This window comes from Pseudomonas wayambapalatensis (genome assembly GCF_049942315.1).
Taxonomy (GTDB): domain Bacteria; phylum Pseudomonadota; class Gammaproteobacteria; order Pseudomonadales; family Pseudomonadaceae; genus Aquipseudomonas; species Aquipseudomonas wayambapalatensis.
Genome location: NZ_JBNFMU010000143.1, coordinates 1 through 12,102, shown reverse-complemented (window position 1 = coordinate 12,102; position 12,102 = coordinate 1). Strand labels below are relative to the sequence as shown.

Genomic DNA, 12,102 nt, shown 5'->3' with positions numbered 1-12,102 from the left:
CCGCCCGCGCGGCGCTTCGCGGGCAAGTCGGAGCGCCGAACCGCCGCCCCTACATTTGTTTCGGGCCAGTTATGCCTGTGCCATAGGCGCGCGACCGCCTGGTGTGTACGACTCGGTACCGCGCCGTGCGCCAAAGGGGGCGCGCGAAAATGCCACAGGACTCACTGGCCCGAAACAAACGTAGGAGCGGGCTTGCCCGCGAAGCGCCGCGCGGGCGGCGCTCGATCTCAAGGGCACCAAAAACCTTTCGGCGAGCACCTGAAAAATCACTTGGGATAAAGCGGCGGCAGGCTTGCACCCTCACCCGTTGGTGTAAGGGCTTGCTCCAGCGCAGGGATCGCACCAATTGCCCGCCACAGCTCATCACCCTGCCAATGCTGGCCCGACTCGCTGTAGAGCGCGCCATTGAGGCCGTCGAGGGCGTTGGACAAGGGCACGAAGCGCGCCGCCATCTCGGCCAGCGTCTCCGGTTGTTGGCGCGCCCAGGCGTCCAGCGCCTGGCGCGTGGCCTGGGGGTCGTTGGCGAGGGTCGCGCGCTTGAGGTCGTCGAGCAAGGTGCGGGGGCTTGGGCCGCTTTGTGCCGCCCGTAGCACCGCAGGCTGCGAACGGGCGCGCCACCACAGGGCAAAGCCGAGCAGCGTGGTCAGTGCCAGGACCAGCGTCGCCAGTTGCCAGGGCCACAATGGATTGGCGCCGCTGGCAACGTCACCCACCGGCGTGTCGGCACTCAGCGCGGGGTTATCGTCAACCTTGATGCTTCGGGCCGGGAGGCTGCTGTGCTCCAGATGATCTTCGAGGGTGTTCCACCAGGTGACTTCCAGCGCAGGCAGCATCAGGTTGCCACTGTGGATCGGCACCAACGCTTCGCGCTCTTCACGATTGGCGGTCATGCCGCGCTCGTTGATCTCGTTGCGCAGCAGTGGTTGGTCCGGGTAGCGGCGCAGGCCAGTGACCTCGGTGGCCGGCAACGGTGGCAACTGCGTGCTGGACAGCCCCTCGGCGCGCAGAGTGGTGCTGCGCGTCAGCGAATCGCCGATCTGCGTCGGCTGCTGGGTCGGGTCGGGGTTCCAACGCTCCTCCAGGGTGAGGCTGCGGGCCGGGAGCCAGGTCAAACCGGCAGGCCAGGCCGCAGGGATGGCCTTGACCTGCAGGGTCAGCGGCAGTGAGCTCACCTGCACCTGGCGCCCGCTGCGAGCACCTGTGGCAGGCGGCTCTGTGCTGTCGGCAGCGGTGGCGGTGAAGGTCAGGGGCGGCACTAGCAGTGTGCCGCTCTGTTGCGGGTAAAGCGCGTAGCGGGTTTCGATCACGCCATGGCGCACGCCGTTGATTTCTTTCTCGTAGGTGCGCGACTCGCCCAGCGGCTCGACCTTGGCGTTTTCGAGCCGCAGCGGGCTCAGGCTGCTGTCATCGTACAGCGACACCGAGTGGTAGATGCGCAGGGTCAGTACGGCCTGGGCCTGGACATACACTTCGGGGCTGTCGAGGGTTGCCTCGATGAACACCTGCGAGGCGCTGTCCGGGCGATTGGGGTCGGGTTGCACCACTTGCAGCTCGATGGCCTGACTGCGCGACTGCCCCAGTTGCAGCTCCGGGATCTGCAGGTTGCCGCTACGCCGGGGCAGCAGGGTGACGATCCAGCGCGTGCTGGCCCGGGTTTCGCCATCGAGGGTATGCAGGCTATTGAGCTGGCGCGTACCGCGCACTTCGAAGTCGCCCTCCAGGGCGCGCAAATCGGGCTTGCCGAACTCGGTGACATCCTGGCTTTCCAGCGTGAGTTCCAGGGTTTCGCCGGCCTCCACGCGGGTGCGATCGACGCTCGCCTGCAGCGCCGGTTGGGCCTGTGCCAGAGTGAGCCAGAGAAGGCTGAGCAAGAAGGCGCCGAGGCGACTCATCGTTGGGGTTCCTGATGCAATTGCTGTTCGTACCAGAATTTGCGTCGCAGCAGTTGCGCCGGGTTGTCGGGAATTTCCCGCAACCACTGCTCCAGGGCCTGGCGCTGTTCGGCGTCGAGGCTGGTCGAGGTGGGCCGCTGCGGCGGCTGGGTGAGGCTGTCATCATCGCCGCCCTGGTTGCCGGACGACGCCTGGTTGTTGCTGTTGCGGGTGGTGTCGCCACCATCCTGCGCTGGGCTCTGCTCGTCGTTGCCGGGCGTGCCCTGGGCGCTGCTGGAAGCCGAGCTGCTGTTGCCGTCGGTGTCGCGGCTCGGTGTCGGTTGCGCGTCGCTGTTGTCCGGCTTTTGCTCGGCGTTGGCCTCGCGTTGTTGCAGCAGTTGTTGCACCAGTGCCTGGTTGTCCAGTGCCGGTTGCAGGTCGGGCTGGCGCTCCAGGGCCTGCTCGTAGGCATCCAGGGCGGCATCCAGTTCGCCGGCACGGGCCAGGGCATTGCCTCGATTGTAGTGCGCCGCGGCGCTGTTGCCCTGGGCGAATGCCTGGGCCGCGCCAGTGTAGTCGCCTGCCTGGTACAGCGCCATGCCGCGCCACTGTGGATCCTCGAAGCGCTGGGCGGCTTCGGCGGGACGCTGGTGTTGCAGCAGGTACTGGCCTTGTTGATCGGGGCGACGCCAGAGGTCCTGGAATTCGAACGCCTGGCTTGGTTGGGGCAGGGCAAATAGCAGCGGCAGGCAGAACAGCCAGCCGCGGCGTCCGGCGCAGGCGGCCAGCAGCAACAGCGGCAGCAGCAGCCAGTAGCCCTGGTCGGCCCAACTGTCCAGTTGCAGGGTCTGGCCGTCGTTGCGCAGGGCGCGGGGGGAGTCGAACAGGCCCAGACCGCGCAGGTCGAGATCGTCGATACGGGCATGCCGGTAGCGTCCGCCCGTGGCGACGATGAAGCGCTTGAGCTCGGCGCTGTCCAGGCGTGGTACGAGGATGGCGCCCTGGTCGTCCTTGAGGTACTCGCCACTGGCCTGGCGCACGGGTGCACCTTCGGCGGTGCCGACGCCGAGCATCAATAAAGAGGGGCCCTGGCGACCCAGGGCCTGGACGATACCCTGGCGCTCCTGCTGACTGAGCGAGCTACCGATCAGCAGCACGCGGCCTTGCCCCAGGCCGCTCTGAGCGAGCAGTGCCAGGCCCTTTTGCACTGCCAGATCGGCGCGATGGCCGGGCTGCGGCATGATCGAGGGGTCGACTGCCTCGAGCAGGTTGCGTGTGGTGCCCAGGTCATCCGACAGTGGCACCAGGGTATGCGCGCTGCCGGCATAGACGATCAACGCGGTCTGGCTTTCGCGACGGTGTTCGAGCAGATCGAGGACCTTGCGCCGAGCCTGTTCCAGACGGTTGGGCGGGCTGTCCTCGGCGAGCATCTGCGGGGTCAGTTCGAGCAGGATCACCAACGGGTCGGCCGGGCGCTGGCGGGTTTCTTCCAAGCGCTGCCAACTGGGCCCGAGCAGGGCCAGGAGCACCAGCAGCCAGGCCAGGCCCAGGGCGATCCACGGCAGCTTGCTGGTGCTGCCATTGCCGCCTCCGAGCAACACTGCATGGAACTGCTGCGGCAGAATCATCTGCCAGCGGCCGGCACGTTTGCGTCGATGCCAGAGCTTGAACAGCAGCCAGCCGAGCAGGGGCACCACCAGCAGCCAGAGCGGGCGCAGCCATTGTGGCCAGAGTTCGATCATCGCCGCCTCCTCAGGCGTAGGCGCTTGAGGCGCTGGCGCCATTCGGGGTGGGGTTGCAGGAAGCGTGGTCGACGCAGCAGGCGTTGCAGCAGATTGTCTGGCCACTGCACGGCGATCACCAGCAGGACGCTGAGCAGCAGCGCCAGGGCCATCGGCCAGGCATACAGCTCCCTGGCAGTGCGCGCCTGGGTCGGTTGCTGGGCTACTGGTTCGAGCTGGTCGAGGGTGTCACCGATGCTGTTCAGCTCGGCACCGTCATGGGCGCGGAAATAGGCGCCATGGGTGAGTTCGGCGATTTCCTTGAGCGAGGCTTCGTCCAGGTCCAGGCTCGGATTCAGGCCGAGCAGCCCCGGGGTGCCGCTGGCGTCGGGGTTGGCGCCGATGCCGATGGTGTAGATGCGTACGTCTTCCTGGGCCGCCAGGCGCGCGGCCGTCAGGGGGTGTATCTGCCCGCCGTTGTTGGCGCCATCGGTCACCAGTACCAGCACTCGGCTCTGTGCGGGGCGCTGACGCAGACGCTTGACCGCAAGGCCGATGGCGTCGCCGATGGCGGTGTTCTTGCCGGCGATGCCGATCTGCGCTTCGTCGAGGAAGGTACGCACGGTGCGCCGGTCGAAGGTCAGCGGGGCCTGCAGATAAGCCTCGCTGCCGAACAGGATCAGCCCGACCCGGTCGCCCTCGCGGTCCTGGAGAAAATCGCCGAGCAGCGCCTTGACCAGGTCGAGGCGACTGATTTCGTCGCCCTTCCACTGCATGTCGGGGAAGTCCATCGAGCCCGACACGTCCACCGCCACCAGCAGGTCGCGGCCGCTTGCCGCGATCGGTACCGGATCGCCCAACCACTGCGGCCGGGCGGCCGCCAATAGCAGAAGCAGCCAGATCACCACGAACGGCGCCTGCTGGCGCCAGGTTGGCAGGTTGAGGCGGGCGCGGCGCCCGGCAAGGCCTTCGAGCTCATCGAGAAAGCCCACTTTGAGCACCGGCTCGCCGCTGTCGGCGGCAGGCAGCAGCAGGCGCATCAGCCAGGGCAGCGGCAGCAGGGCGAAGATCCACGGCCAGGCCAGGTCAAACATGTTTGCGAATCCAGGTCTCGACCGCCTGGGCGAGCCCGGCGATGGCCTTGTCGTCGAGCTTGCACTCGGGCTTGTAGGCCCCTTCGACCAGTACCATCCAGCGGGTCAGGCCGGCAGCCGGGCAGCGGTTGTCGAGAAACGCCAGCCATTGACGGCCGTTGAGCGTGTGGCTGTTGGCACCAGGGTAGTGATTGCGGCACAGGCGTTTGAGCAGGGCATTGATCTGCTGCAACCAGGCCCCGGCCGGTGCGCCGTCGTAGGGGCGCGGCAGGCGGGCGAGCTCGGCCAGGGCTTCGACGCGGATCGGGTCCAGCGGCTGTTCGGCGGGTGGCGCCTGGCGTCGGCCTGGCCGCCAGCGGCGCAGGCGCCACAGCCCCCAGCCGAGCAGCGGCAGCAGGGCCAGCAGCAGCCACCAGCCCGGCGCCGGTGGCCACAGACCGATGGCCGGCGGGGCGATCAGCGGTTGCAACTGGTCGAGCGGGTTCATTGGCCGCTTCCCGGACGCTGGTTGAGGTACTCGCGCAACTGCTCGATCATTTCGCTCTGGGTGCTCAACGGCATCAGCACCACGCGCATTTTCTGCGCCAGCAGTTCCCAGCGTTCGATGCGTGCTTCGGCCTGTTGGCGATAGAGCTGGCGCAGGTTGGCGTCCAGGGTGTCGAGCTCCAGGTGCGCGCCGCGTTGGGCGAAGCGTAGCAGGCCGGCGGCGGGCAGCGCGTGGTCGAGCGGGTCGGAGACCGGCATCAGCAGCACGTCGCAGTGGCGTGAGAGCATCGCCAGGTGCTGTTCGACGGCTGGGGTGAGTGCGCGTTCGTCGCAGATGACGATGGCCAGGCTGCCGGGGCGCAGCACTTCACGCGCGCGGCGCAGTGCCAGGCCCAGGCTGTCGGGTTGGGGTAGCGCTTCGGTGTGCAGCGACTGGTTGACCTTGGCCAGGCGGTTGAGCAGTTGCAGCAGGCTCTGCTTGCTGCGTCGGGGCTTGATCTCGTGGTGTTCGTTGTCGCCGAACACCAGCCCGCCGATGCGATCGTTATGGCCCAGCGCCGCCCAGCCGAACAGCGCCGCAGCCTGGGCCGCGAGCACCGACTTGAACATCAGGCCCGAGCCGAAGAACAGGCGCTGGCTCTGCTCGACCATGATGAAGATCGGCCGTTCGCGCTCTTCATGGAAGAGCTTGGTGTGGGGCTCTTGGGTGCGTGCGGTGACACGCCAGTCGATGTTGCGCACGTCGTCGCCGGCCTGGTACACGCGCACCTGGTCGAAGTCGACCCCACGTCCGCGCAGCTTGGAGTGGTGCAGGCCCACCAGCGGGCTGCGCTGGCCGGGCCGGGAGAACAGCTGGATCTCGCGCACGCGGTGGCGCATGTCGATCAGCTCGGCCAGGCCGATGCGGATGCCGGGTTCGGCGAGGTGCGTGGCGGGCATGCGGGTCAGGCGACGGCGACGACGTCGAGGATACGCTGTACCACCCGGTCCTGGTCGATGCCCGCAGCTTCGGCTTCGAACGACAGGATGACACGGTGGCGCAGCACGTCGAACAGCACGGCCTGGATATCTTCCGGGCTGACGAAGTCGCGCCCGGCCAGCCAGGCATGGGCACGTGCGCAGCGGTCCAGGGCGATCGAGCCACGGGGGCTGGCGCCGTAGGCGATCCAGTCGGCCAGTTCGCCGTCGAACTTGGCCGGGGTGCGCGTGGCCATGACCAGTTGCACCAGGTATTCCTCCACGGCATCGGCCATGTACAGGCCGAGGATTTCCTTGCGTGCGGCGAAGATCGCCTGCTGACTGACCTGGCGCTCCGGCTTGACCTCGCCGCCCAGCGCTTCGCCACGGGCCTGCTGGAGAATGCGACGTTCGACGGCCGCGTCGGGGAAGCCGATTTTCACGTGCATGAGGAAACGGTCGAGTTGCGCTTCGGGCAGCGGGTAGGTGCCTTCCTGCTCGATCGGGTTCTGCGTGGCCATGACCAGGAACAGCGGCGACAGCTCGTAGGTGCTGCGGCCCACGCTGACCTGGCGCTCGGCCATGGCCTCGAGCAGGGCCGATTGCACCTTGGCCGGGGCGCGGTTGATCTCGTCTGCCAGGACCAGGTTGTGGAAGATCGGCCCTTGCTGGAACACGAAGCTGCCGGTTTCCGGGCGATAGATCTCGGTGCCGGTGATATCGGCCGGCAGCAGGTCGGGGGTGAACTGGATACGGTGGAATTGCGCCTCGATGCCCTCGGCCAACTCCTTGATGGCCTTGGTCTTGGCCAGGCCCGGTGCGCCCTCGACCAGCATGTGCCCGTCGGCGAGCAGGACGATCAGCAGGCGGTCGACCAGCTTCTCCTGGCCAAGGATCTGGGAGGAGAGAAAGGTGCGCAGCGCGATCAGCGCTTCACGGTGTTCCATCGTCGGCGGTTCCTGGAAATGGGCCGGGCGCTTGGGGGAGGGCGGTTGCCGGGCAGGGGGTGATACTTTAATCCATCCAGGGGGGCGGCGACCAATTGGGTGTCAGAAAAAATCCTGAAGGCCGGCGTGGTCCGGGCCCGTTGCGGGCCCGGCGACGTGTCAGAGGAACACGAACTTGGCGATGAAGATCACGCACAGCACCCACAGGCTTGCGGAAATTTCCTTGTACTTGCCGGTCCCGGCCTTGAGCACGACGTAACTGATGAAGCCCAGGGCGATGCCGTCGGCCACCGAAAAGGTCAGCGGCATCATGATCGCGGTGACGATCGCCGGGATGCTGTCGGTCGCCTCGTCCCAGTTGATGTGCGCCATGCTGCCCATCATCAGCATCGCCACGTAGATCAGCGCGCCGGCCGTGGCATAGGCGGGGATCATCCCGGCCAGCGGGGCGAAGAACATCGCCGCGACGAACAGCAGGCCGACCACCACCGCCGTCAGGCCGGTGCGCCCGCCCGCGGCAACCCCGGCGGCACTTTCCACGTAGCTGGTCACCGGCGGTACGCCCACTGCGGCGCCGAACACGCTGGAGGCGCTGTCGGCCTTCAGGGCGCGCGACAGGTTCTCGATACGCCCGTCCGGGGCCACCAGGTTCGCCCGCTGCGCCACGCCCATCAGGGTGCCGGCGGTGTCGAACATATGCACGAACAGGAAGGCCAGTACCACGCTGATCATGCTGACGTTGAAGACGCCGGCCACGTCCATGGCCATCCAGGTCGGTGCCAGGCTCGGTGGCAGCGAGAACACCCCGCCATACTGCACCAGGCCCAGGCCCCAGCCGGCCAGGGTCACGGCGATGATGCTGATGAGAATGGCGCCGAACACCCGGTGGTAGCTCAGCACCGCGATCATCAGGAAGCACACGGCCGCCAGCAGCGGTCCGGGTTCATGCAGCGAGCCCAGCTTGATCAGCGTCGCCGGGCTGTCGACGATGATGCCGGCGGTCTTCAGGCCGATCAGCCCGAGGAACAGTCCGACCCCGGCACCCATGGCATGGCGCAGGCTCACCGGAATGCTGTTGAGCAGCCACTCGCGCACCCGTGACAGGGTCAGCAACATGAACAGCACGCCGGAGACGAACACGGCGCCCAGCGCCGCCTCCCAGGTGTAGCCCATGGTGCCGACCACGGTGTAGGTGAAGAAGGCGTTGAGCCCCATGCCGGGCGCCAGGCCCACTGGCCAGTTGGCGTACAGGCCCATCAGCAGACAGCCCAGGGCGGCGGCGATGCAGGTGGCGACGAAGGCGGCACCGTGATCGATGCCAGCGTCGGCCATGATGTTGGGGTTGACGAAGATGATGTAGGCCATGGTGATGAATGTGGTCATCCCGGCGATCATTTCGGTCCTGACGGTCGTGCCGTGGTGCCGGAGTTTGAAGATCCGCTCCAGCCATCCCTGTCGGGGCGACGCAGCGAGATCCAGCGTTGGGGCTTCGGATTTGCGGCTTTCCACAGCGAGTACTCCTCAAGTCTTTCTTGTTGTTCTGGAGCCTTGGTCCTGTGCATGCACTTGGCGGCTCCGCGAGGGGGTGGCAGACGTCTGACGGGTTTGTTGACTTTTGGGTCAGGAAGTTGCTCGGTGGATTATGCTTTTGTGTACAAAGAATGCAAATAATGTTTTATCTTTTGTGCGCACAATCTTCGTCAACGCAGCTATATGGGTATTGGCCACCTGCAGAAACGGCTCAGCCTGTGTACAATGCGCAGATACCTTGATCCCTTTTTTCACCCCAGGACTTGCCAGCCACCCTCTGACAGGTATTACAGTCGAGGTTCCACTGGCCGATCCCTTGTGCTCGAGTGCCCATGAACGAACAGCTGCAACCTCTGAAGAAACCTGCGCGCACAGCCAAGGCCGGCCGCAGCGGTACCCAGGACGACATCGTCTATGCGCACATTTTCGAGGCCATCCTCGAACAGCGCCTGGCGCCGGGCACCAAGTTGAGTGAGGAAGCGCTGGGCGAGATCTTCGGCGTCAGCCGCACCATCATCCGTCGCGCCTTGTCGCGTCTGGCCCATGAAAGCGTGGTGCTGCTGCGCCCCAACCGTGGCGCGGTCGTGGCCAGCCCCACCGTGGAGGAGGCGCGCCAAGTGTTCTTCTCCCGGCGCATGGTCGAGCGCGCCATCACCGAGCTTGCGGTGCAGCATGCCACCGGCGAGCAACTCAACGAGCTGCGCCAGATGGTCCGCGAAGAGCGCGACAGCTTCTCGCGTGGCGACCGTGGCGCTGGCATCCGCCTTTCCGGCGAGTTCCACCTCAAGCTGGCCGAGGCGGCCGGCAATGCGCCGCTGGTCAGCTTCCAGCGCAGCCTGGTGTCGCAAACGTCGTTGATCATCGCCCAGTACGAAAGCGGCAACCGCTCGCATTGCTCGTACGATGAGCACATGCAACTGATCGACGCCATCGAGGCGCGCGATGCCGAGCAGGCGGTGAGCCTGATGATGCATCACATGGATCATATCGACAGCAAGCTCAACCTTGACGAAGACAGCGCATCGGACGACCTGCATGCGGTGTTCTCGCACCTGCTGAAAAAACCCAAGGCTGCCGCCAAGGGTTGATCGTTTGCCTGGATGAATGACCGAGGGCTGCTGTGCAGCCCGTCGCGGGACCAGCCCGCTCCCACAGGTATGGACTGCTGCCAAGTTGGACATGAATCCAACCTTTGCGGCAGTTCAGGTACAGCACATCCCTCGGGCCCGGTGCTTTCTCTGTGGGAGCGGGCTCGTCCCGCGATGGGCCGCGCAGCGGCCCTTTGTGCATCAGCGCCGATGTACCGAGCGCCCCGCGGCGAAGGTCTCGCGCACGGTACGGTCATCGCCCAGGGTGGTCAGCACGAACAAGGTCTCCTCGATGCTGTTGGATTGCTGGATGCGGTAGTCCAGCAGCGGCGTGGCCTTGTAGTCGAGCACCACGAAATCGGCATCGTTGCCGGCGCGCAGGCTGCCGATGCGGTCGTCCAGGCGCAGGGCGCGGGCGCCACCGAGGGTGGCCAGGTACAGCGACTTGTACGGGTGCAGGCGCGCGCCCTGCAGCTGCATCACCTTGTACGCCTCGTTCAGTGTGTTGAGCAGCGAGAAACTGGTTCCGGCACCCACGTCGGTGCCCAGCCCGACATTGACCTTGAAACGCTCGGCCTGGGGCAGGTTGAACAGGCCGCTGCCCAGGAACAGGTTGGACGTCGGGCAGAAGGCCACGGCCGAGCCGGTCTCGGCCAGGCGCTGGCATTCCTCGTCGCACAGGTGCACGCCGTGGGCGAACACCGAGCGCTCGCCCAGCAGTTCGAAGTGGTCGTAGACGTCCAGGTAGCCTTTGCGCTCGGGGAACAGTTCCTTGACCCAGTCGATCTCCTTGAGGTTCTCCGACAGGTGGGTGTGCAGGTACACGCCCGGATGTTCCTTGAGCAATTGCCCGGCCATGGCCAGCTGTTCAGGCGTGCTGGTGGGCGCGAAGCGCGGCGTCACCGCATAGTGCAGGCGAGCCTTGCCATGCCAGCGCTGGATCAGCGCCTTGCTCTCGCTGTAGCTCGATTCGGCGGTGTCGGTCAGGTAGTCGGGGGCGTTGCGGTCCATCATCACCTTGCCGGCGATCAGGCGCAGGTCCAGGCGCTCGGCCTCCTCGAACAGGGCGTTGACCGACTCCGGGTGCACGCTGCCGAACACCAGCGCGGTGGTGGTGCCGTTGCGCAGCAGTTCCTGCAGGAAGATCTTCGCCACCTTGTCGGCATGAGCCTTGTCGGCGAACTGCTTTTCGCAAGGGAAGGTGTAGGTGTTCAGCCAGTCCAGCAGTTGCTCGCCGTAGGAGCCGATCATGCCGGTCTGCGGGAAATGGATATGGGTGTCGATGAAGCCTGGGGTGATCAGGGCGTCCTGGTAGTGCACCACTTCGATATCGGCGTCGAGGGTCGGCAGCAGGTCGGTGGCGTGTCCCAGGGCGCTGATGCGGCCTTCGTCGACCACCAGCAGGCCGTCTTCGTAGTATTCGTGGGAGGCCTCCAGGCCAACCTCGGCAGGGTCGGCAATGCTGTGCAGGATGGCGGCTCGGTAGGCTTTGCGGGTTGCGGTCATAAAGCGCTCGTCAAATGGCTTGGCTGCGCCGGGAGGGCGGCAGCAACTGGGCAATGGGGCCCGCATTGGCGCCAGCGTCATGCTGGCCGAAGCAGGCGTTGTAGGTGGCGATGATTTCGCCGGCAATGGACACCGCGATCTCGATGGGCAGCTTGCCCTTGACCTCCGGCAGGCCCATGGGGCAGCGCATGCGTGCCAGCACGGCATCGTCGTAGCCGCGCTCGCGCAGGCGGTGTTCGAACTTGACCCGTTTGGTCTTCGAGCCGATCAGGCCGAACCAGGTGAAGTCGTTGCGCTTGAGGATGGCGGCGGTCAGCTCCAGGTCGAGCTGGTGATTGTGGGTCATGACGATGCAGTAGCTGCCTGGCGGCAGTTCGGCCACTTCGTCGACCGGCTCTTCGCTGACCACCTTGGTCACCCCGTGGGGGACAAGCGGCGGGAATTCCTGCTCGCGCGAATCGATCCAGCGCACCCGGCAGGGCAGCGCGGCGAGCAAGGGTACCAGAGCCCGGCCGACATGGCCCGCGCCGAACACCGCGACCTGCGCCTGCACCGGCGCCATGGGTTCGAACAACAGCACCGTGACGCCGCCGCAGCACTGGCCCAGGCTCGCGCCCAGGCTGAAGCGCTCCAGATGCGGTGTGCTGCGCTGCTCGGCGAGCATCTGCCGGGCGATGTGCAGGGCCTTGAACTCCAGGTGTCCGCCACCGATGGTGTCGAACAGGCTGCTGGCGCTGACCACCATCTTCGACCCCGCGTTGCGTGGCGTGGAGCCGCGCTCCTCGATGATGGTCACCAGGATGCAGGGTTCGCCGCGGGACTGATGGTCGGCGAGGGCATTGATCCATTGGTGCATGATGTAGCCTCTCTAAACCATGCTGAGGACCCTGTAGGAGCGGGGG

At 66.3% G+C, this 12,102-nt stretch carries 10 protein-coding genes; 1 reads left to right on the top strand and 9 read right to left on the bottom strand.

What is annotated here, in order from left to right; translation table 11 throughout:
- Window positions 1–266: 266 nt before the first annotated feature.
- The 7 genes from ACPZMI_RS08875 to ACPZMI_RS08845 all read right to left on the bottom strand — a co-directional run bounded on the left by ACPZMI_RS08875 (window position 267) and on the right by ACPZMI_RS08845 (window position 8,471).
- The gene (locus tag ACPZMI_RS08875; protein WP_426352057.1) at window positions 267–1,892 is read right to left on the bottom strand and encodes a BatD family protein; all 1,626 of its coding nucleotides are present in this window, start codon (window positions 1,890–1,892) and stop codon (window positions 267–269) included.
- The gene (locus tag ACPZMI_RS08870) at window positions 1,889–3,613 is read right to left on the bottom strand and encodes a VWA domain-containing protein (protein ID WP_426352056.1); all 1,725 of its coding nucleotides are present in this window, start codon (window positions 3,611–3,613) and stop codon (window positions 1,889–1,891) included. The genes ACPZMI_RS08875 and ACPZMI_RS08870 overlap by 4 nt, the downstream gene beginning before the upstream one ends.
- The gene (locus ACPZMI_RS08865) at window positions 3,610–4,686 is read right to left on the bottom strand and encodes a vWA domain-containing protein (RefSeq protein WP_186666750.1); all 1,077 of its coding nucleotides are present in this window, start codon (window positions 4,684–4,686) and stop codon (window positions 3,610–3,612) included. The genes ACPZMI_RS08870 and ACPZMI_RS08865 overlap by 4 nt, the downstream gene beginning before the upstream one ends.
- Window positions 4,679–5,173 carry a DUF4381 domain-containing protein gene (locus ACPZMI_RS08860; RefSeq protein WP_063543917.1) on the bottom strand — a complete coding sequence of 165 codons (495 nt, stop codon included), beginning with the start codon at window positions 5,171–5,173 and terminating at the stop codon, window positions 4,679–4,681. The genes ACPZMI_RS08865 and ACPZMI_RS08860 overlap by 8 nt, the downstream gene beginning before the upstream one ends.
- Entirely contained in the window at window positions 5,170–6,111 is a 942-nt protein-coding gene (locus ACPZMI_RS08855; protein ID WP_402763357.1) for a DUF58 domain-containing protein, read from the bottom strand. Before ACPZMI_RS08855 ends, ACPZMI_RS08860 begins: the two co-directional genes overlap by 4 nt.
- A 5-nt stretch (window positions 6,112–6,116) precedes the next feature.
- Window positions 6,117–7,076 carry an AAA family ATPase gene (locus tag ACPZMI_RS08850; protein WP_186666748.1) on the bottom strand — a complete coding sequence of 320 codons (960 nt, stop codon included), beginning with the start codon at window positions 7,074–7,076 and terminating at the stop codon, window positions 6,117–6,119.
- 159 nt (window positions 7,077–7,235) lie between these two features.
- Window positions 7,236–8,471, bottom strand: coding sequence for an NCS2 family permease (locus tag ACPZMI_RS08845; RefSeq protein ID WP_371105597.1), 1,236 nt, complete (start codon window positions 8,469–8,471; stop codon window positions 7,236–7,238).
- 467 nt (window positions 8,472–8,938) lie between these two features.
- Between ACPZMI_RS08845 and ACPZMI_RS08840 the strand changes: the two genes are divergently transcribed.
- Window positions 8,939–9,694, top strand: coding sequence for a GntR family transcriptional regulator (locus ACPZMI_RS08840; RefSeq protein ID WP_054893625.1), 756 nt, complete (start codon window positions 8,939–8,941; stop codon window positions 9,692–9,694).
- 201 nt (window positions 9,695–9,895) lie between these two features.
- Here the strand turns inward: ACPZMI_RS08840 and guaD are convergent, their stop codons facing one another.
- Window positions 9,896–11,200: a guanine deaminase gene (guaD, locus tag ACPZMI_RS08835; RefSeq protein WP_054893626.1), complete on the bottom strand. Its 1,305-nt coding sequence runs from the start codon at window positions 11,198–11,200 to the stop codon at window positions 9,896–9,898.
- Window positions 11,201–11,210: 10 nt separating this feature from the next.
- A complete protein-coding gene (gene xdhC, locus ACPZMI_RS08830; protein WP_288375310.1) occupies window positions 11,211–12,056 on the bottom strand; it encodes a xanthine dehydrogenase accessory protein XdhC in 846 nt (281 codons plus the stop codon).
- Window positions 12,057–12,102 lie beyond the last annotated feature (46 nt).